Raw genomic sequence first — 19,434 nt, forward strand, 5'->3', positions numbered from 1 at the left:
TCAGCTTTGTAAAGAAGTGCCGTAATTTATTCGAAAAATATGGTCAAGAAATATATGATTTTTGTATTTATTTTTTATGCAGTTTAAGTTTCAGGAAAAAGTTACGGTCAAAGATTTGTTTGAGATAAAAGAGAATCTCCTGGTTAGGGGATTTCCTTTGATTAAGCAATACATGAAATGAATGGGTTCTTTATGGTGAAAAGGAAGATATTTAGTGAGGTTTGATCATTCATTTGGACTGAGATTTTAAATACAAAAAAACTTACGGTGTTTTTTGTTTCTTATTCACTCTGTAAAATAATAAATTATCATTAAATTCATTTTTTGTGTCAATCATACGAAGAGTAGAAGTTTTTTATAGGGATATGTTATGGGTTAAGGCAACGCAAGTGATCCAAGCATTGTACAAGAGGAGAGGGTATGATAAAAGGATGTTTTAACAAAGTGTCTCTTTGAAGTTAAGGCGATGGGTGAGCAGACGAGGCGGGATTTTCTGTTTTTAGTAACAGCTGTTGCAGGAGCAGTTGGAATGGGGATTGTTGCGTGGCCTTTTGTCCGTCAGTTGCGTCCAGATGAGGCTGTTTTGGCATCTTCTTCTGTTGAGGTTGACCTTTCTGGTATTGAAGAGGGGATGTCAGTGACGGTAAAGTGGCGAGGACAGCCTGTTGTTATTAGAAACCGTACAGCAAAAGAAATCGCTGATGCGCGCGCTACGAATTTGAGTCTTCTAAAAGATCGTCAAGCCCGCAATCCTAATCTTGAAGGTGAAAAAGAAGCGACGGATTTTGCGCGTTCAGCAGGCAAAGGGCGTGAAAATTGGCTTATTGTCATTAATCTTTGTACGCATCTAGGCTGTGTGACACTTGGGCAATCGGGGAAATTTGGAGGGTGGTTGTGTCCGTGTCATGGGTCTGTTTATGATACCGCTGGAAGAGTACGCTCAGGTCCAGCAAATTATAATTTGGCTATCCCCCCTTACCAATTTCTTTCTGATACTTTGCTCAAAATAGGATAAGGTCATGACAAGGTTTCCTCCTTATTGTCCTAAAAGTGCTCTTGCCCGTTGGTTTGATAAGCGTTTTCCTCTTCCTCGTTTTTTTTATAATGCATTTGTGATTTTTCCTGTTCCGCGTAATCTTAATTACTTTTATACATTTGGCGGTATTTTGACCCTTATGCTTTTATCACAGCTTTTGACGGGTCTTGTCTTGTCACTGCATTATGTTCCAGATGTTCATTTGGCTTTTGAAACGGGGGAACGATTTCGGCGTGAAGGCCAGTTTGGATGGCTCTTTCGTCCATGGCATAGTGTAGGCTCTTCGTTTTTTTTTATTGCCGTTTATATCCATTTGGCGCGCGGACTTTATTATGGTTCTTATAAAAATATGCGAGAAATGGTGTGGATCACAGGGATTTTTATTTATATCATCATGATGGCAATCGCATTTTTTGGTTATGTGCTTGTTTGGGGGATGATGTCTATTTCGGCCGCTTCAGTGATTGCAGGGCTTTTAAAAACGATACCTTTGGTGGGAGTATGGTTACATGAAACACTTCTGGGTGGTTATGGTGTAGGACAACCAACATTGAATCGTTTTTATGTTTTTCATTATGTTTTATCCTTTATTTTGCTTCTTTTTGTGGGACTTCATATTTGGGCAATCCACTGTGTTGGGCAAGGAAACCCAACGGGTCTTGCGATACAATCAGATAAAGAAACGGTACCGTTTTCGCCTTATGCGCTTATCAAAGATATTTTTGCCATTACTGTTTTTCTGATCTTTTTTTCTTGGTTTTTGTTTTATATGCCCGATTATATGGGGCAAGCCGAAAATTATAGCGTGGCCGATCCTTTAAAGGCACCGCTTCGTGTCGTTCCAGAATGGTATTTTTTGCCTTTTTATGCGATGCTGCGTGCTATAACTTTTGATATCGGTATTTTTTCTTCAACTTTTGTGGGCTTTGTTCTCTTCGTCAGCTCGATTCTCGTGTTAATTTTTGTCCCGTGGTTAGATCGCTCTAAAATATGTTCAGCAAGGTATCGACCTGTTTATAAAATTTTCTTTTGGGCGTTGGTTTTTGATGTCGTTTTTCTTGGTTGGCTGGGGTCAAGAGAAATAAGTGACAGAATTCTTTTATGGACGCAATTGGCTACGGTTTATTATTTTATATTCTTTTTGGTTATTTTGCCGGTTTTGCCTACGTTTGAAAAAAGTCGTTCTCTTCCCTCTTCGATTATGCAAGATCTAAAACAGAAAAAAAAGAGACTATGGTAAATATTTTTGTTGGATTAATTGTTATTGTTGCTCTGAGTTTTTCTGTTCAGAGTGCGGTTAGTCATGCCTCTGATCGATTGGATCAAGAGGACGAACTTACTTCTTTTCCTTTACGGATTCCTACAAAACAAGAATGGAGTTTTTCAGGGCCATTTGGGTTTTATGATAAGGCACAATTGCGGCGTGGGTTAAAGGTTTATAAACAAGTTTGCTCCAGCTGCCATGGGCTAAAATATGTGGCTTTTCGCCATTTAAAAGCTCTTGGATATGACCAAGAGCAGGTTAAAGCCTTGGCGGCACAATATGAAGTACGCGATGGTCCTAATCGAGAAGGGAAAAATTTTAAACGTCCTGGGGTCACAACGGATTATTTTCCTTCTCCTTTTGCAAATGAAGAAGAAGCGAGATTTATTTTAAATGGTGCTTATCCTCCAGATTTATCATTGATGGCACGGGCACGTGGTGTATCTTTGCCATTTCCTGCTTTAATTACGGATGTCTTGACTCATTATGATACAGCCGGTCCAGATTATATTACAGCTCTCTTAACAGGATACCAGGAAGCACCAAAGAAGGTAGAAGTTGCAGATGGTTATTGGTATAATCCTTATTTTATTGCCAGTAATTCTTTAACCATGGCGCCTCCTTTGAGTGATGGTGTCGTTACTTATGAAGATGGAACTCCCCAAACTGTTGAACATTACGCGCGTGATGTTTCTGCTTTTTTGATGTGGGCTGCCGATCCTCATATGGAAATTCGTAAAAAAACCGGTTTTCGTGTTATTTTATTTTTAATCATTTTTGCAGGACTTGTTTATATTTTTAAAAATCGTATTTGGTGTGGTTTGGAGGAAGAAACAAAAGAGGAAATAAAGAGAAAAGGATAAAGTGACCGCTCTTGAAGGAGTAGAAAGTATAAAGAGCATAAGGAACAAATCTGTTTATGATGCATTGAGGTTTTATAAAGTAAAAGCAAAGTAAAAACGGAGATGCTAAAATGAAAAAAATTGTATGTACTACTCTTATGTCAATTTTGATGGTTTCTAGTACTTATGCTCAGTCTTTTGAAATGCCTTCTAAACATGAAATAATTTCTTCGACGGGTATTGTACAGGTGGGGATCGATAAGTCTGTGCGTTATGTAACGCCTTTAGCAACGGACTTTGTTGCTTCCAGCCTTATAGGCGCCGATGTTTATAATATAGAAGATGAAAATATTGGTGAAGTAAAAGATATTATTCTACGTGAAAATAATATTGCGGGATTTGTAATTGCTGTTGGCGGTTTTCTTGGTATAGGGGAGAGTTATGTGGTCGTTTCTCCAGAGACAATCCAGATGACAAATGATTATGGTAAGTGGAAACTTATTACAAATGCGACAAAGGATTCTTTAAAAAACGCTCCAACATTTAAATATGAAGGGCGTTGGATGCGCTAATTTTATATTTTCATTCTTTAATCGATAAAAAAGTTGCTACCATAATAATATGTAATAATATGGTAGCAACCGGTTTTTAGTTCAGAAGAACTTGGGAGCTTTTGCAACACCCTTCTATAGACTTATTACAAAATCTTCAAGATAAAATGCTAAAATATTAAGGGAGAATAAAGATTTAAGTATTATGTTTAAATAACATGATATCGCCATCTTGCACAATGTATTCTTTTCCTTCATCGCGGGCCTTTCCTGCTTCTTTTGCACCGCTTTCTCCTCCCAGAGCAATATAGTCATTGTAGCTAATCGTTTGGGCACGAATGAAGCCGCGCTCAAAATCAGAGTGAATAACGCCGGCGGCTTGGGGAGCTTTTGTACCACGCGTAATTGTCCATGCTCGTGTTTCCTTAGGTCCGCACGTAAAGTAAGTAATGAGATCAAGTAAATAATAACCAGCGCGAATAAGGCGATTTAAACTTGGCTCAACAAGCCCTAGAGCATCGAGATATTCTGATGCTTCAGCATCATTCAGTTGCGTGATTTCTGCTTCGATAGATGCAGAAATGATAATGCTTTGCGCATTATGCTCTATTGCCATTTTTTCAACTGCTTGGGTAAAGTTATTTCCATGAGCGGCATCATTTTCGCTTACGTTACAAACATAAAGTACAGGCTTGGAAGTGAGAAGATTTAAACTCTTTAGAATATGGTGTTCATCTAAAGCAATATCTTTGAGTAATAACCGGACAGGATTTCCCTGTTGCAGAATATTTAATGCTTTTTCCATAACAGGGAGAATTGTAAGAGCTTCTTTATCTTTTCCAATTGCTCGTTTACGGATTTGTACGATTCGTCTCTCCAGACTTTCAAGATCCGCCAGCATGAGTTCAGTTTCAACGGTTGTTGCATCAGAAATAGGATCAATACGTCCTTCTACGTGGGTAATATCTTCATTTTGAAAACAACGTAAAACATGGATAATAGCATCGACTTCGCGAATATTGGCTAAAAATTTGTTCCCTAAACCTTCGCCTTTTGACGCGCCTCGTACAAGCCCCGCAATATCAACGAAATTAATGCGTGTAGGAATAATTTCTTTTGAACCAGCGATTGACGCAATTTTTTTCATTCGTAAATCTGGAACAGCAACTTCACCAGTATTGGGTTCAATGGTACAAAAAGGATAATTGGCAGCCTGTGCAGTGGCTGTTTTTGTTAATGCATTAAAAAGAGTTGATTTCCCAACATTAGGTAATCCAACAATACCGCATTTAAAGCCCATGAGAGTCCTTCTTTTCTGTTGATTTTATGCTCAAGATAGAATTTTTATAGCATATTTTCAGAAGAGTTATAGTCTTTGTATTGCGAGAAGTGAGAAAAAAGTCTACAGCAATAAATAATCTGCTTTTTTTACCCTTTAAAATTCTTCTAAAACTTAATAATTAAAAAAACTTCGAGTTAATGTTAATAGTGTGCTAAGTTTTTCATGGTACGCAAATCTGCATAAATAGTTTAATCGGAGAAAATAGAAGAGTGTTATCTCGTTGTGCCTTTTTAATTGCAGCACTTTTAGCTTTAGCTGGATGTGCTACAACACGTCAATCAGATATGTCATCGGCTTCTTTTCAACAAGCTCGATACATTCCACCAGAAATACAGGCTTTGTACGGTCCTGTAACGAATGAAACTTATCTGTTACCTGCCGTTGATCTTGCAACAATTGATCCAAAGTTTTGGCGACAAGAAGTGATTTATTATACATCTTATCCACCTGGGACCTTGGTTATCGATACGCAAGAATGTTTTCTTTACCTTATTGGTGAAAATGGAAAAGCTTTACGCTATGGAATTGGGGTCGGTAAGGAAGGCCTAGCATTTGAAGGAGAGGGTGTTGTACAGCGCAAGCGTCGCTGGCCAAATTGGGCGCCTACTGCAGCAATGATGGCTCGAGAACCAGAACGTTATGGACATTTGGGGAAAGGAATGCCACCAGGACCCGATAATCCATTGGGCGCGCGAGCACTTTATCTTTTCAAAAATGGGAAAGATACACTTTTCCGTATTCATGGCTCACATGAATCTTGGTCAATAGGGCGTGCTATTTCAAGCGGATGTATCCGTTTGCTCAATCAAGATATTATTGATCTTTATGATCGTGTTCCCGTTGGCTCGCGTGTTGTGGTGTTGCAAAACAATAGAAGTGTCCCTACAGTTTACAGTCAACAATCAGATGGCTACGATCCGCTAGAGTCAACCATTCAGCCAAATGATTTTTAATGCTAGGAGAAGATTGGAGAGAGCCATTTGAGTATTTTGGTTTTCTATTCAATCTTCTCTTTTTCAAAAAGTTTGTACAAATATAGCTTTTCATGTTTCCCCAACAGGCTTTACCTTTGGTAAGACTTATAAGAGGCATTTTTCTTTCTTTTTTCAAGAGTTTTTATCTGTATACCTTTCCAATTTGTGAGGTGTAAGCCAATGGTTTTGATTGCTTCATTATCAATAGATTTGATAATAAACCTATGATATTTGGCATTTTTATTCAGTTTATAAAAATTAATTTTTATAATACGTTATATAAAATTTCTATAGAGAAATGTTGATTTTTTGCCGATAAGAGAAATAAGCGATTAGGGTAAGTTCTTGTTTTTTATCATTTGTGAAATTTCATTCATAAAGAGAGATTTATCACCTTTTATAAGGAGAGCAATATTTTTTGCAAGGGTATCTAAGAGAGGGGGCAACCATTCTTGATCAGATTTGGTAAAATTTCCTAGAACATGCTGATGAACAAGTTCTTTGTTTCCAGGATGACCAATTCCTATACGTAGACGACAATAGTCAGTACCACAATGAGCATCAATAGACTTAATACCATTATGTCCATTATTTCCTCCCCCAATTTTTATACGGACTTTCCCCGGTGATAGGTCTAACTCATCACAAATGATGATCAAATTCTTTAAATCTAATTTGTAAAATCGCAAAGCTTCGCCAATAGCTTGCCCCGATAGATTCATGAAAGTTTGCGGTTTTATAAGAAAAATTTTCTCATTATTTATAAAACCATTGGAGAGTTCTGCTTGAAACTTCTTCGACCATGGAGAAAAAGAAAAGGACTGATAAATAGCATCAACAGCCATAAACCCAATATTATGGCGGTTATTTTGATATTGCGAACCAGGATTTCCAAGACCAGCAATAAGCCACATATGTACCTTCAGTCAAAGTGTGAGGGGAGTATACGTATCATAAATGAAGGCGGGAAAAATTCCCGCCTGTTGTGTTCTATGAAGTTGGCGCTTCGTCTTCATCCTTTTCTTGTTCGGAAGTTTCATCAGTGACATCCAGGCTAGCGGGAGCTGCAATGGTTGCAATGGTAAAGTCCCGATCTTGGATGATGGGTGTCACATCTTTTGGAAGTTGAACGGCTGAAATGTGAATAGAATCACCAATAGAGTAGCTGGAGAGATCAATTTCGATGGCTTCAGGAATAGCATTTGCTGGAGCTGTACATTCAATTTCGTGTCGAACAATATTGAGGACACCACCCTTTTTAAGTCCAGGTGCTGTATCTTCATTGAGGAAGTGGACAGGAATATTCACTTCTACAACGGATTTTGCTGAAATGCGTAAGAAATCGACATGGAGTGGAAAGTCACGCACAGGATCCAATTGGTAATCTTTTGGCAAGACCATAATTTTTTGCTTGTCGAGAACAATTGTTGCAATGGTGGTCCGAAAGCCACCGGCGTGGATTTTGTAGAAAATTTCTTTATAGGGAACTGTTATTGCCAAAGGAGGTTGTTTTTCACCATAAATGACAGCAGGGATAAGACCGTTGCGGCGAAGTTCACGGGAGGACCCCTTACCAACCCGCTCGCGTTTTTCGGCCTTAAGAGTGTAGCTTTTACTCATAATTTAAGTCCTTTTTACATGATTGGAGATCCTTCAAAAACAATAACAGTTTTTGCATGGATATGAAGATATGCGCTAGAAAACAGCGATTGCTCCATTCTACGTTGCCTCCAAGGGTGTCTACGTAGAAGCTTGTTCTATAATTCAAACTCTTCATAGATGCAAGAGTTGTGGGAAAAATCGATGATTTCTACCGTTAAAAAGGAGGAAATGTTACAAATTGCGGTGCGGATAGAGAATCAACCAATAGGCGCTGATATGTTTAAAATCAAACACTGGAGATGTTATGAAGGTTGAGATTGCCTTGGGTGAGATGTCAGAAAGTCGTGCTTTGCATAAATCGATGCCAGCACTTCTGGATTTGGAAGAATTATTGGCGACACGTCTTCTTGTACAAGGGAATTCTGGGTCAGGGAAATCTCATCTTTTACGCCGTCTTTTAGAACAAAGTGCTCAGTGGGTGCAGCACTGTGTGATTGACCCAGAAGGCGATTTTATAACTTTGGCCGATAAATTTGGTCATGTTATTGTAGAGGCTCAACGAAGTGAATTAGAGTTGACGCGTATTGCTCATCGCATTCGGCAACATCGGGTTTCGGTGGTCTTTAATCTGGAAGGGTTGGATACTGAACAACAAATGCGTGCTGTGGGGGCTTTTCTTGGAGCACTGTTTGATGTGGAACGTAATTATTGGTATCCTATGCTTATTGTTGTCGATGAAGCACAATTGTTTGCGCCAACAGCGGCAGGGGAAGTTTCCGATGAAGCGCGTAAAATTTCTCTGAGCGCTATGACCAATCTTATGTGTCGAGGACGTAAACGTGGTCTTGCTGGTGTTATTGCAACACAACGTTTGGCTAAGCTTGCCAAAAATGTTGCTGCTGAAGCTTCAAATTTTTTAATAGGGCGCACTTTTTTAGATATTGATATGATGCGTGCGGCTGATCTTTTGGGAATGGAGCGTCGTCAAGCGGAAATGTTTAGAGATCTTGAGCGGGGACATTTTATCGCTTTAGGCCCTGCTTTATCACGACGTCCCTTACCAATTATCATTGGTTCTGTTGAAACTTTAGCACGCTCTTCTAGCCCTAAATTAATGCCACTTCCAACAGAGAACATAGATGCAAAAGAACTCGTTTTTACGGCTTCACCAGAGGAAATTTTAACGCCATTTAAACAAATACGAGAGCCTGTGAGAGAAAAATCAATGCACGAGATATTAGAGGAGGTGGTGCATAAAAAACAAGAGGACTTAGAAGAACCCCCGAGTTTATTTCCTGAATTTTCTGATATTGAGCATAATAGTCAAGCAGAACATGTTATTCGGGAAATTCTTGAGGATCCTGAGGCTTTTTATCGTTCAACAGCGGTGCTTTATCAAGATTTTTCGGTTCGTTGCCGCATCCATGGTATGTCTAAGGTTCCTTTTAATCTTTCACAATTTCGGCGTAAATTGGCGATTGCTCAAGCTTTTGTCGATGAACAAACAGCTGTCAGTGAACATTGGAAATATATTTTGCAGATATCAGAAAGTTTGGAAGATGATGTTCAAGGAGTCTTCTTGAATGTGGCACAGGCCGCATTGAGCGGAAAGCCATGTCCATCTGATGCATTTTTAGCCCGTCTTTATGGGACACACTCTTTAAGTCGTGCACGTCGGCTTTTAACCTACTTTGAAGAACGCGGACTCATTGTTATTCATACGCATTTTAGTGGTCAACGTATTGTTGCATTTCCTGATCTTGGTGTCGAAACAGCACCAGGGGATCCCAAAGAACCACTTTAACCAAATAGACTGGAAACGGATTGCTCTGCTGCTGTTCTAGCGATTGCTTCTCCAATGAGATCAGCAATGGGTAACACGCGAATATTATGAGCTTTCTCAATGGCTCCTGTTGGCATAATTGAATCTGTAATAACCAATTCTTTCATTTCTGAATGGGTAATGCGTTCGATTGCACTCCCAGAAAGAACACCATGCGTGATATAAGCTGTGACACTATTGGCACCCTGTTTTAAGAGAGCACTTGCTGCATTGCATAAAGTTCCACCTGAATCAACAATGTCATCAAGCAAAAGACAATCTTTCCTCGATACATCTCCAATAATATTCATAACTTCTGATTCACCAGGACGTTCACGACGTTTATCGACAATAGCAAGCAAACTGTTCAAGCGCTTGGCGAGCGAGCGAGCACGGACCACACCACCCACATCAGGTGAAACAACAATAACATTTTCAAGAGAATAATGCATTTTGACATCGCGAGAAATAACAGGAACAGCATAGAGATTATCCGTAGGGATATCAAAAAAACCTTGAATTTGTCCTGCATGAAGATCCAACGTTAAAACGCGATGGGCGCCTGCTTCAGTAATCAGGTTGGCAACAAGTTTTGCAGAAATAGGAGTCCGTGGTCCAGGTTTTCTATCTTGGCGGGCGTAGCCAAAATAGGGTATCACCGCTGTAATACGACGCGCAGAAGAACGACGAAGGGCATCAATCATGATGAGCAATTCCATCAAATGATCATTTGCCGGATATGATGTAGATTGCAAAACAAAAACATCTTGTCCACGTACATTTTCATGCAATTCTACGAAAATTTCTTGATCAGCAAAGCGTTTTACAGTTGCCTTGCCTAAGGGGATGTTCAAATAATTTGTAACATCTTCAGCGAGACGTGGATTAGAATTTCCGCAGAAAAGTTTCATAGTAGAACCTCTGAATAATCATGGTAGGAATGCGACACGGTTTTTAATTTCTTTTTATTAAATTGCAAGAAAACAATTACAAAAGCCTTACAATTTTATTGATTATTGTTAAAGAGCGATGCGGTATATTTTCTCTTTTTCCAAAATTTTTGTTCCTTGTAGAGTTAATTATTGAAATTGTTAAGAAAAAACAAAAGGTACGGTTTATTTGTACGGGAGGATCTGTGATAGAGAAAGATCTTTTATCTCTATAAGTTTTATATATTACTTGTTCTAAGGATGCTTTTGCGGATCTTGATGCGTGTCATGCTTTTTATTTTTTGGGTATTTCGAGGTATTTTTTAAAATTGATCTGTCATTGTTTGTAGAGAGAGTGAAGGCAGTGAAGATATTTTAAATCACTTAGTTCAGCTTTTTTCAACTACTTGATTTAGAAAATAGCTTCAATGATATTTTATGTTTAAATAATGACGTATTAAAGGTCATTAATAAGCAAACGTTGAACAGAAGAATTTGTTTTATTTCTCAATGCGACAGTTTTCGTGTTTTGTAACGCCAATAAAAATTTTTATGAAAAAAGCATTGTAGAAAAAAGTGTACTTATTTTATCGATATTATTTTGTTTGCGGTTTTGATTTTTTTTTGAAAAAAAATTATTTCAACATAATGGCAGAAATTTGCCGCCCATAATCAGGTTCATTGCGGTGTATTGCACGTCTATAAGAAAAAAAATGCTGTTCATCTTGATAGGTACAAAGCTCTACACAAGAAGCATTAACGCCTGCTTCTTTGAGTTGATTGATAATAAATGCCCATAGATTAAAATGAAAGTGATTGATTTTTTCTGTTTTTAAAAAATATTTTTGAAATTTGCTGTGACACTCAATAAATTGGTTATAAAATTCATTTGTTACTTCGTAGTGGTGTGGGCCAATACAAGGTCCAAGAGCTGCTGTTATTGATTGTCTTTTGGCTCCCTGTTTTTCCATAACTGCGATTGTTTTCTCAATAATTCCATTTAAGCTTCCGCGCCAGCCAGCATGCGTTGCGGCAATAACCCCAGCGTGTGGATCAGCAAACAGTATTGGGCCACAATCTGCTGTAAGAACTCCAATAACGAGATCTGCTGTGGTGGTAACGAGAGCATCTGCTTTGGGAAGTTTGTCAATAAACGCTTGATTGACTACGACAACATCGGAAGAATGTATTTGATTGACCGTGACTAAGTTTTGTACCTCAATAGAAAAATAATCAGCAATCAAAAGACGATTTTGTACAATATGTTCAGGTTGGTCATTTGATCTTTTTCCGACATTAAAGCTATGAAAGTTTTTTGAAACACTAGCTTGACGTGTAAAAAATCCATGTTTTATCCCATGGGTGTGTAAAGTAGAGAGATTTTTTGCAAGGATGGGATGAGGGATAGGCTTCATAAAAGTCCCTTATGGGGTTATTGGAAATGAGATGTTTCTATTTGTCGACGAACATTTCAGAGAATGATATGCTTATTGACACAATTGTCGATCATTAAAATTGGGGGTATAGATATATTTTTATCACTGAAATGTAAAACTTTAAATAGTTTGCCCATTTGATCTGGGCCAGCAAGCCGTTCGATATCTTGGCGGATTTTGTCTTGCAAGGAAGCGCTTTTGCCCACTCCAAGTTGTTTTGCACGCTCCATGAGCCCCATTTTAAAAAGAAATTCTCCTTGCTCTAAGATTTCAGCAAAACAGCCCTGTTCAAGAGCTATATTTTTTAAAAAAGAAAAATCAACATGGGATGTTAAGTCATGTTCACCAGGGGCATCAAAAACATCTCGAAATTTATGTTTTGAGAGTGCTTGCAAGGTATCGCCAAAGGCAAGGTCACAAGCACCATAGTCGATAAGCAAAGCAGAACCTGTGACTTGCACTAAATGGTGACTGATCTGTTGCATGAATTGATGTCGTAAGGGAGCATGTTCAAAAATTGTCCCATCAGGGACTTCAGAGCAATAGGTTTGTAGACAAGAAGAAGGAAGTTTATGCGGGGCAGCAATAAAGATGAAATCTCCATTTTGATCGACGGTAATACAGCGTTCTTTCCATTCACCATCGATTTTAATATATTGGTTGATGGGGAGTGTATCGAGGAATTCATTACCAATGAGAAAGAGAGGTTTTGAAGGAATTTGATTAAAATTTTCAATGCTATGGATTTGTTTTTGATAAGAGAAAAGGCGCTTTTTTTGTTCTTTTGCGAGTTTTTTACTTATTTCAATCAGAAAAATTTCAGCAGCATTAAATGCTGTTGTCGAAAGCTTTTGGATGGTTCGCAAAATGTCATCCATCAAAGTTCCACGTCCTGGCCCTATTTCAGCAAGAATAAAAGGCTGAGGACAACCATGAGCATTCCAATTTGCAAGAATCCAAATGCCAATCATTTCTCCAAATAATTGGCTTACTTCGGGTGCTGTTATGAAATCACCAGTGCGCCCAAAAGGTGTTTGTGTTTGATAATAGCCAAATTGAGGATCTGTGAGCGCCCATGTCATATATTCACTGACAGTAATGGGGCCATGAGATGCGATGATTTCTTTAATTTTTTCTTTGAGGGATGCCATTTTCTGTTGATTTGTCTTTAAATGCTTGAAGGAGGAGATAAAACCCTAAAAGAAGCATGGGAAGAGATAAAGCCATGCCATAGGTAAAGCCTATAGAATGGAAAAGGGTCGAGAACCATTCTGGATCTTCTTGAGGAGCACGGTAAATTTCTGAGATACTGCGTGCTATTGCATAGCCTATAATAAATATTCCTGACACAGTCCCACGGCGTTTGAATGCTTTGAAAGCAAAAATAACAATGAAGAGAAGAGTGAAGAGAAAAAATCCTTCTGTAAATGCTTCGTAAAGTTGGCTTGGGTGGCGCGGTAAATAGTAAGGATCTAGAGGAAAACAAACTGCCCAAGGTTGTGTGGTAACGTTGCCCCATAATTCTTGATTGATGAAATTGCAGATTCGTACAATGCCGATACCGATAGGCGCACCGGCAGCAATGATATCAAACATGGATCGTATATTGATGTTATTTTTACGAGAAAACAAAATCATTGCAATGATAATGCCAATAAGACCACCATGAAAAGACATTCCCCCATCCCATACGGCAATGATAGCACTTGGATGGCTGAAGTAATAAAGAGGATCCCATACAAGAACTTGTCCCAAACGCCCTCCGACAACAACACTTATGGCAGACCAGACAACGAAATCTCCGATCTTTTCTTTATCCATGGGAGGGTGGTTTTTATGCCATAGAGACGGTTTTTTTAATAATTTTTGCGCATACCACCAAGCAAAAAGAATACCCACGACATAACCAAGCCCATACCAATGAAGTGCTATGGGGCCTAGCTGGATAATGACAGGATCAAGAAAAGATGGAAAAGCAATGGCTGGACAGACAAGATTGTTCATGAATGAAGCACTTTACATTGTATAAGATGGATATGAAGTGACTCTAATGGTCAGAAATGACAGATGAATGCACAATGGTCAAGTCAGGAAGGAGAATAGACACCTATTCGCATTGTGGTAAAAAATTATGGCGATAAAAAGGAATATAAAAATTTTCAAACAAACTCGTCATGAAAAATCGGCATAATAGGTAAAAATAGGGTAAAAGGAACAAATTACAGTATCTAAATGTTATGAGAATACGCTATAATGCGTGCGTCAATATTAAAATTTAAGGAAAAATGTTATGCGTAATGGATCAAACCGTATTCTTGATGAATTAGCAAAATTAGCAACAGATGCCGCTGATGTTGCGCAAGGTATACGACGTGAAGCTGGAACAGCTTTTCGTGTGCAAGCTGAAAAGATAGTCAATAAACTTGACCTTGTTTCACGTGAAGAATTTGAGACCTTTAAGGAGATGGTGCTGAAAGTCCATGCTGATAATGCTGATTTGAAAAAGCGTCTTGATGATTTAGAAAAAAAGCAGACACGAAAAAAGTAGAATAGTTTTTCTAAAAAAAGAATCTTCAAAAAAATATCCCCAATTTTTCAATACGATGTGTGAAACTAAAAAATGCTTAATCTTGAGTCTGTTAGAGCGGAGCATTTGTTTATTTTTAATTTTTTGGGGGGGTAAAATTCACTTTTTTGAATCAGGGGGGCTGGCGCTATGAAATTGTATCAATACACTGAAAATACTTGATGATTCGTTTTATGATTATCAGGTTGCCCTAAAGAGCGCTATTGTGTTCTGGGGGGGTAGTGTCGATGTTTTTAATGTGTATTTGTTTGGTGTAAAAGTTCTGATTGTGACAAAATATTGTTACAATTTAAGCGGTTTATATTCTGTTGACAATGTTTTAAGATGATTGAGGATTGTGATGAGGCTTGCATTTTGCGCCACAGAAAGAAAAGAGCATCCTGTTGACTTTATCGAACAGATTGCCTGTGAATATAATTGGTCGTTTGAGCGGGATGCCCAAGATGAAATTAGCGTTTGTGTGGAAGGAAAACGGGCAAATTATCGTCTTGCTTTTTCATGGATGGAAGAGCAAGAAGCATTGCATTTGGCTTGTTCATTTGATCTTTCTATTGAAAATGCTCGAACAGCCGAAATACAACGCTTATTGCTCGCGATTAATGAAAAGTTGTTGTTGGGACATTTTGATTACTGGCAGAGGAATAATTCGGTTATTTATCGACAAGGTCTTCTGTTGGCTGGTGGAGTGCATCCATCCCATATACAGGTTGAAACATTGTTGATACACGCACTGAAAGCCTGTGAAAGCCATTATGTTGCTTTTCAGATGGTGGCTTTATCAGGAGAAAGCGCTTACAAGGCACTGCAATACACTTTGTTTGAAACTGTAGGGAATGCCTAAAATATAAAGTCGGTTATTGTTTATAGGCGGTTTGCTGAAAGATGGCTCATAGGGGGATATCAAGAATAGCGCGTAATCCCCCGAGAGGGCTCTCATCCAATTGTATGTTGCCACCATGGCTGCGTGCTATGTCTTGGGCAATAGAAAGACCAAGTCCTGTTCCACTTGCATCTTGATTTCGTGCTCTATCAATTCTGAAGAATGGCTTAAAAACTTCTGTCCGCATATCTTTATGGATTCCAGGTCCATCATCGTCGATGATCAATATAAAGGATTCTTTTTGAGAGTTGGCTATTAGTTTAATGGTCGTTCCATAACAAAATGCATTTGAGACAAGATTGCTGACCAAGCGTGTGAACGCACGAGGGCGTACTTGTATTTGTGTAGGGCCTTCAATGGCATAAGAAAATTGACGTTTGTGAAGATGCGCATCGTCGGAGAATTTTTGCATAAGAGCGTTGAGGTCAAAGGTCTTGACACTTTCACTTCCTTCGCCACGGGCAAAAGCAAGATAATCTTCTAACATATTTTGCATATCACTGACATCTTGCTCAAGCGGTTTAATATCAAAATCAGTATTTGCTAATGCTAGCTGGAGTTTAAAACGTGTAAGAATAGTTCTTAAATCATGGCTTACACCTGAGAGCATCATGGTGCGTTGTTCGATTTGCCGTTCAATACGTTCGCGCATTCGTAAAAAAGCAATACCAGCACGACGAACTTCATCGGCTCCTTGTGGTTGAAATCCTTTTGGTAAGGGGCGCCCCCGCCCAAAACTTTCAGCTGCTTCAGCCAATTGTTGAATGGGTTTTATTTGGTTGCGTAAAAAATAAATTGCTATCAGCAATAAAACAAGGGCTGTTCCTACCATCCAACTTAAAAAAATAGCAGTATTGGAAGCATAAGCTTGGCTACGTGGTGCAAAGACGCGCAAGATATTGTGGCCAAGATGGATGCGGATTTCAACAAGATCAGAATCCCCTACGGTATCAATCCAGAAGGGACGATTGATTTGGCGGGTAATTTCTTCACTGAGAAAATAATCAAGAATTGCAAAAAATGGCTTAGGTCCTGGAGGGGGTAAGGGGGTAGGAGAGAGAATAGAAATGTTTAAGCCCATACGTTGTTGTGCAATACGTTTGATATCTTCATAGTTATCTTTCTGCGGGTATGTTTCAATAATATCAATAATGGCTGAAATATCATGCACGACAGCCATTGAAAGACGCTCCGTTACCATTTGCCAATGACGTTCCATAAAGACGTAAGCAATGACCGTTTGCAGTAACACCATGGGAGCGATAATAATGATCAAAGAGCGTGCATAAAGCCGTTTAGGCATCTTTTTCGTTAACCGTCGAAAAAAAATTCTTAAAGCTTTGATCATTGTTTGCCTATTCAATTGAGAGTTTATACCCTATTCCTCGTACGGTTTGGAGCCATACAGGCAATGCTGGATTTTTTTCGATCTTACGACGAAGACGGTTGACTTGTACATCAATGGCACGTTCACTGATCGTGTTGTCATCCATTGCAAATTGATGACGCGGAATGATGTCACCTGCGTTTTCGGCAAAAATGACCATCATTTTTTGTTCTTTATCAGTTAGTTTAATAATTTCTCCTCCCCTTTTGAGTTCGCGCCGTGAAATTGAAAAAATATAAGGCCCAAAAACGATTTGCTCAATTTTGGGTTGGCTAAGGGGAAAGCCGCGTCGTAAAATGACGTTGATGCGAAGAAGAAGTTCACGAGGATCAAATGGCTTAGCCAGATAATCATCGGCACCTGCTTCTAATCCACGGATACGACTGTCTGTTTCTGATAAAGCTGTTAGCATGAGGATAGGAACATCTTTTGTTTGACGGAGTGAATGGGTAAGGTTGATACCGTTTTCACCAGGCATCATGATATCAACGATAAGAAGATCAAAATCTAAACTTGCCAACAGTCGCCTTGCTTCATCAGCATTGGCTGAAACTGAAACACGAAATCCATTTTTAATGAGAAACTGAAATAAAAGATTGCGAATACGTGTATCGTCATCAATCACAAGAAGGTGAGGGGCATCGTCACACAAAACTTGAACGTGATTGGTCATGCTTCAAAACCTTTAAACTATTTTTTCAAAAGATTTAACTTTACATAAGTTGCATAAAGCTGTCGAGCAGGCTATCCTATAGAAGGCAGGAAATGTTCCTTGTAAGCTTGAAAAAAGGAAGCTTGAAAAGATTTATTTTTGAAAAAGGTTTCATGAGTCATTTTAGTACACATATTATTCCGGTTACGCCTTTTCAGCAAAATTGTACTCTGCTTTTTGATAAGGAACAAAAAGTGGGGGTTTTAGTGGATCCTGGTGGAGAGTGGCTTCGAATTCAAGAAGTCATTAAAAGGATGGGTATTACCGTTGAGGCAATTTGGATAACACATGGTCATTTTGATCATGTGGGAGCAGCGATGCAAGTAAAAGAAGCACTTGGCGTAAAAATTATCGGTTCACATCGCGATGATAAGCCTGTGATGGATGCTGTGGTTGAGAGTGCAAGAAGCTATGGTATCACGGATGCCTCTGTGTGTATTCCGGATCAATGGTTAGAAGATGGTGATAGTGTCCATTTTGCTGAACATGTGTTCAGGGTTTTTCATACACCAGGGCATTCTCCTGGTCATGTTATTTATTTTAATGAAAAAGAACGCTTTGCTTTATTGGGTGATGTTCTCTTTCGTGGTTCTATCGGACGTACAGATTTTCCTTTTTGTTCTCATGAAAAATTGATGAAATCACTTCGAGAAAAAGTTTTGCCTTTAGGCGATGATGTTCGTTTCATCTGTGGTCATGGTCCTGGAAGCCATATAGGCTATGAGCATCGATGGAATCCTTTTCTTCAAGATCTCAGCATATAACCAAAAAAACGCTTTAAAGCGTTTTTTTGGGGTTACTTAAAATTTTCTTAGCAACGCAAAAATACTAATTCAATGGAGCATAACAAAAGTGGTCTTGTCCATCATAGCCTCTAAAAGTACCTGTTTTGGGGTTGAATGAACGATACTTTTTCTTGCAATATTGAAGCCATCCACGAGTCCATGGTTGCTGGAACGGCTGGTATGTGGCTGTTGACTGAGATTCATAAAGGATTTGGGTTTGTGGAACTTGTTGATACACCACTTGCGGAACCTCTTGATACACAACCTGTCTTTGTGGCATAGGTTGATAGATAATTTGTGGCTGTTCTGGTTTTTTCAAAACATTGCCAAGAATCGCCCCTGCTGCGAGACCAAGAATACCTGCTGCTACAGCATCCCCTGAGTTATCGCGTGTTACATGATGCTCATGTATATGACGATGTGTTGTCTTTTTGCGTTCAACATAACGATATGTTTTGCGTTCAACATGATGACGATTATGTTCTCGTCTTTTATGGTCAACATGATGGTGGGGATGCGTATGAGAAGAATGATATCTTTCAAAAGTAGAATGGCTGTTAGAATGATAAGAAGGAAAATAGGAATGCATTCCTTTCTTCATATCCTCCATTTGCTTATCCATACTTCTTCTCATATCATTTATTTGTTGATCAATATGACTTTCACTATGCATCCATTTCATATTGGCAAGCGCTGTACTGAGTGGCATCAAAACGGTTGTTGCTGATACCACTGATAATACCGCTAATTTACTAGATTTTTTCATAGCGACACTCCTTAACTTAAATCCATATTTTTTCACATCATACACGTGACAAACTGAATATAATCTGAACAACTTTTGACTTTATTTTGACAAAACGAATAAAGAGCTATTTGGTTGACAAAAAATGATAAAATAAACAAAGAATAAAGATCCTTTTTCATAAAAAATATTCTCTTGATGTTGATTGACAAAAATTATTTTATAAAATCTCATTTTTACAAGAGTAAAAAAACTTTTTATTGGATAGAGAATTCTTGCATTATATGATTCCGTATAACTTAAAAAATAAAAATATGAATCAAAAATATCATTAATACTATTATAAACTTATACTTTTATAATAAGGAGATATGTTATATTTTTGAATTCATAGATCATTGTTCATTTTTTTATTAGGTGTAAGTCGGACGTTTTTTGTTTCACCATAAACAGGTTTGAAATGAGAAAATTTTACGGCGTTTTTGGTTCTTATGCACTATAAAAAACGATAAATTATCTTTATAAATAAATTTTTGGGGT

At 38.4% G+C, this 19,434-nt stretch carries 19 protein-coding genes; 9 read left to right on the forward strand and 10 right to left on the reverse strand.

All coding sequences use genetic code 11. The features are described from left to right. The first annotated feature begins 466 nt into the window (after nt 1–466). From petA to NNJ73_RS08795, 4 genes are all read left to right on the forward strand, one after another. Complete coding sequence (gene petA, locus NNJ73_RS08780; RefSeq protein ID WP_139412966.1) at nt 467–1,015, forward strand: ubiquinol-cytochrome c reductase iron-sulfur subunit; 549 nt, start codon at nt 467–469, stop codon at nt 1,013–1,015. A gap of 4 nt (nt 1,016–1,019) precedes the next feature. Then, nucleotides 1,020–2,276, forward strand: a complete 1,257-nt coding sequence (locus tag NNJ73_RS08785; RefSeq protein ID WP_254493729.1) for a cytochrome b N-terminal domain-containing protein — start codon at nt 1,020–1,022, stop codon at nt 2,274–2,276. After that, entirely contained in the window at nt 2,270–3,163 is an 894-nt protein-coding gene (locus tag NNJ73_RS08790; protein WP_254493730.1) for a cytochrome c1, read from the forward strand. The genes NNJ73_RS08785 and NNJ73_RS08790 overlap by 7 nt, the downstream gene beginning before the upstream one ends. Nucleotides 3,164–3,273: 110 nt before the next feature. Then, nucleotides 3,274–3,714 carry a PRC-barrel domain-containing protein gene (locus NNJ73_RS08795; protein WP_254493731.1) on the forward strand — a complete coding sequence of 147 codons (441 nt, stop codon included), beginning with the start codon at nt 3,274–3,276 and terminating at the stop codon, nt 3,712–3,714. 175 nt (nt 3,715–3,889) lie between these two features. On the opposite strand, the gene ychF is transcribed toward NNJ73_RS08795, so the two are convergent. Beyond that, complete coding sequence (gene ychF, locus NNJ73_RS08800; protein ID WP_254493732.1) at nt 3,890–4,993, reverse strand: redox-regulated ATPase YchF; 1,104 nt, start codon at nt 4,991–4,993, stop codon at nt 3,890–3,892. A gap of 251 nt (nt 4,994–5,244) precedes the next feature. On the opposite strand from ychF, the gene NNJ73_RS08805 reads away from it, so the two are divergent. Then, on the forward strand, nt 5,245–5,988 hold the full coding sequence (locus NNJ73_RS08805; RefSeq protein WP_254493733.1) for a L,D-transpeptidase: 744 nt from the start codon (nt 5,245–5,247) through the stop codon (nt 5,986–5,988). A gap of 353 nt (nt 5,989–6,341) precedes the next feature. On the opposite strand, the gene pth is transcribed toward NNJ73_RS08805, so the two are convergent. Both pth and NNJ73_RS08815 read right to left on the reverse strand, forming a co-directional pair. Continuing rightward, nucleotides 6,342–6,923 carry an aminoacyl-tRNA hydrolase gene (pth, locus tag NNJ73_RS08810; protein ID WP_254493734.1) on the reverse strand — a complete coding sequence of 194 codons (582 nt, stop codon included), beginning with the start codon at nt 6,921–6,923 and terminating at the stop codon, nt 6,342–6,344. 76 nt (nt 6,924–6,999) lie between these two features. Then, complete coding sequence (locus NNJ73_RS08815) at nt 7,000–7,629, reverse strand: 50S ribosomal protein L25/general stress protein Ctc (RefSeq protein WP_254493735.1); 630 nt, start codon at nt 7,627–7,629, stop codon at nt 7,000–7,002. A 286-nt stretch (nt 7,630–7,915) separates the two neighbouring features. Between NNJ73_RS08815 and NNJ73_RS08820 the strand changes: the two genes are divergently transcribed. Continuing rightward, nucleotides 7,916–9,415, forward strand: coding sequence for an ATP-binding protein (locus tag NNJ73_RS08820; RefSeq protein ID WP_254493736.1), 1,500 nt, complete (start codon nt 7,916–7,918; stop codon nt 9,413–9,415). Here the strand turns inward: NNJ73_RS08820 and NNJ73_RS08825 are convergent. From NNJ73_RS08825 to lgt, 4 genes are all read right to left on the reverse strand, one after another. Further along, the gene (locus tag NNJ73_RS08825; RefSeq protein WP_254493737.1) at nt 9,412–10,344 is read right to left on the reverse strand and encodes a ribose-phosphate pyrophosphokinase; all 933 of its coding nucleotides are present in this window, start codon (nt 10,342–10,344) and stop codon (nt 9,412–9,414) included. The two genes, NNJ73_RS08820 and NNJ73_RS08825, sit on opposite strands and share 4 nt — an antisense overlap. Before the next feature lie 653 nt (nt 10,345–10,997). Beyond that, entirely contained in the window at nt 10,998–11,777 is a 780-nt protein-coding gene (gene pgeF, locus NNJ73_RS08830; protein ID WP_254493738.1) for a peptidoglycan editing factor PgeF, read from the reverse strand. A 56-nt stretch (nt 11,778–11,833) separates the two neighbouring features. Next, nucleotides 11,834–12,949 (reverse strand): class I SAM-dependent methyltransferase, encoded by a 1,116-nt coding sequence (locus NNJ73_RS08835; RefSeq protein ID WP_254493739.1) that lies wholly within the window; start codon nt 12,947–12,949, stop codon nt 11,834–11,836. Beyond that, nucleotides 12,924–13,802 (reverse strand): prolipoprotein diacylglyceryl transferase, encoded by an 879-nt coding sequence (gene lgt, locus NNJ73_RS08840; RefSeq protein ID WP_254493740.1) that lies wholly within the window; start codon nt 13,800–13,802, stop codon nt 12,924–12,926. Before lgt ends, NNJ73_RS08835 begins: the two co-directional genes overlap by 26 nt. 286 nt (nt 13,803–14,088) lie before the next feature. On the opposite strand from lgt, the gene NNJ73_RS08845 reads away from it, so the two are divergent. Both NNJ73_RS08845 and NNJ73_RS08850 read left to right on the forward strand, forming a co-directional pair. After that, nucleotides 14,089–14,346: an accessory factor UbiK family protein gene (locus NNJ73_RS08845; RefSeq protein ID WP_254493741.1), complete on the forward strand. Its 258-nt coding sequence runs from the start codon at nt 14,089–14,091 to the stop codon at nt 14,344–14,346. Between the two features lie 379 nt (nt 14,347–14,725). Further along, nucleotides 14,726–15,226 (forward strand): YbjN domain-containing protein, encoded by a 501-nt coding sequence (locus NNJ73_RS08850; protein ID WP_254493742.1) that lies wholly within the window; start codon nt 14,726–14,728, stop codon nt 15,224–15,226. A 46-nt stretch (nt 15,227–15,272) separates the two neighbouring features. On the opposite strand, the gene NNJ73_RS08855 is transcribed toward NNJ73_RS08850, so the two are convergent. Both NNJ73_RS08855 and NNJ73_RS08860 read right to left on the reverse strand, forming a co-directional pair. Continuing rightward, nucleotides 15,273–16,613 carry an ATP-binding protein gene (locus NNJ73_RS08855; protein ID WP_254493743.1) on the reverse strand — a complete coding sequence of 447 codons (1,341 nt, stop codon included), beginning with the start codon at nt 16,611–16,613 and terminating at the stop codon, nt 15,273–15,275. Between the two features lie 7 nt (nt 16,614–16,620). Further along, nucleotides 16,621–17,325 carry a response regulator gene (locus NNJ73_RS08860; protein ID WP_254493744.1) on the reverse strand — a complete coding sequence of 235 codons (705 nt, stop codon included), beginning with the start codon at nt 17,323–17,325 and terminating at the stop codon, nt 16,621–16,623. 152 nt (nt 17,326–17,477) lie between these two features. Here NNJ73_RS08860 and NNJ73_RS08865 point away from each other — a divergent pair, with 152 nt between their 5' ends. After that, nucleotides 17,478–18,128: an MBL fold metallo-hydrolase gene (locus NNJ73_RS08865; RefSeq protein WP_254493745.1), complete on the forward strand. Its 651-nt coding sequence runs from the start codon at nt 17,478–17,480 to the stop codon at nt 18,126–18,128. A gap of 64 nt (nt 18,129–18,192) precedes the next feature. Here the strand turns inward: NNJ73_RS08865 and NNJ73_RS08870 are convergent, their stop codons facing one another. Then, nucleotides 18,193–18,915 (reverse strand): BA14K family protein, encoded by a 723-nt coding sequence (locus NNJ73_RS08870; protein ID WP_254493746.1) that lies wholly within the window; start codon nt 18,913–18,915, stop codon nt 18,193–18,195. Nucleotides 18,916–19,434 lie beyond the last annotated feature (519 nt).

This window comes from Bartonella sp. B1099, from assembly GCF_944801835.1.
In the GTDB taxonomy this organism is placed as follows: Bacteria; Pseudomonadota; Alphaproteobacteria; order Rhizobiales; family Rhizobiaceae; genus Bartonella.

What these genes read in the sequence shown, in the direction of transcription:
- petA (WP_139412966.1), top strand. Translation starts at nt 467, where the DNA reads ATGGGTGAGCAGACGAGGCGGGATTTTCTGTTTTTAGTAACAGCTGTT.
- NNJ73_RS08785 (WP_254493729.1), top strand. Translation starts at nt 1,020, where the DNA reads ATGACAAGGTTTCCTCCTTATTGTCCTAAAAGTGCTCTTGCCCGTTGG.
- NNJ73_RS08790 (WP_254493730.1), top strand. Translation starts at nt 2,270, where the DNA reads ATGGTAAATATTTTTGTTGGATTAATTGTTATTGTTGCTCTGAGTTTT.
- NNJ73_RS08795 (WP_254493731.1), top strand. Translation starts at nt 3,274, where the DNA reads ATGAAAAAAATTGTATGTACTACTCTTATGTCAATTTTGATGGTTTCT.
- ychF (WP_254493732.1), bottom strand. Translation starts at nt 4,993, where the DNA reads ATGGGCTTTAAATGCGGTATTGTTGGATTACCTAATGTTGGGAAATCA.
- pth (WP_254493734.1), bottom strand. Translation starts at nt 6,923, where the DNA reads ATGTGGCTTATTGCTGGTCTTGGAAATCCTGGTTCGCAATATCAAAAT.
- NNJ73_RS08815 (WP_254493735.1), bottom strand. Translation starts at nt 7,629, where the DNA reads ATGAGTAAAAGCTACACTCTTAAGGCCGAAAAACGCGAGCGGGTTGGT.
- NNJ73_RS08820 (WP_254493736.1), top strand. Translation starts at nt 7,916, where the DNA reads ATGAAGGTTGAGATTGCCTTGGGTGAGATGTCAGAAAGTCGTGCTTTG.
- NNJ73_RS08825 (WP_254493737.1), bottom strand. Translation starts at nt 10,344, where the DNA reads ATGAAACTTTTCTGCGGAAATTCTAATCCACGTCTCGCTGAAGATGTT.
- pgeF (WP_254493738.1), bottom strand. Translation starts at nt 11,777, where the DNA reads ATGAAGCCTATCCCTCATCCCATCCTTGCAAAAAATCTCTCTACTTTA.
- NNJ73_RS08835 (WP_254493739.1), bottom strand. Translation starts at nt 12,949, where the DNA reads ATGGCATCCCTCAAAGAAAAAATTAAAGAAATCATCGCATCTCATGGC.
- lgt (WP_254493740.1), bottom strand. Translation starts at nt 13,802, where the DNA reads ATGAACAATCTTGTCTGTCCAGCCATTGCTTTTCCATCTTTTCTTGAT.
- NNJ73_RS08845 (WP_254493741.1), top strand. Translation starts at nt 14,089, where the DNA reads ATGCGTAATGGATCAAACCGTATTCTTGATGAATTAGCAAAATTAGCA.
- NNJ73_RS08850 (WP_254493742.1), top strand. Translation starts at nt 14,726, where the DNA reads ATGAGGCTTGCATTTTGCGCCACAGAAAGAAAAGAGCATCCTGTTGAC.
- NNJ73_RS08855 (WP_254493743.1), bottom strand. Translation starts at nt 16,613, where the DNA reads ATGATCAAAGCTTTAAGAATTTTTTTTCGACGGTTAACGAAAAAGATG.
- NNJ73_RS08860 (WP_254493744.1), bottom strand. Translation starts at nt 17,325, where the DNA reads ATGACCAATCACGTTCAAGTTTTGTGTGACGATGCCCCTCACCTTCTT.
- NNJ73_RS08865 (WP_254493745.1), top strand. Translation starts at nt 17,478, where the DNA reads ATGAGTCATTTTAGTACACATATTATTCCGGTTACGCCTTTTCAGCAA.
- NNJ73_RS08870 (WP_254493746.1), bottom strand. Translation starts at nt 18,915, where the DNA reads ATGAAAAAATCTAGTAAATTAGCGGTATTATCAGTGGTATCAGCAACA.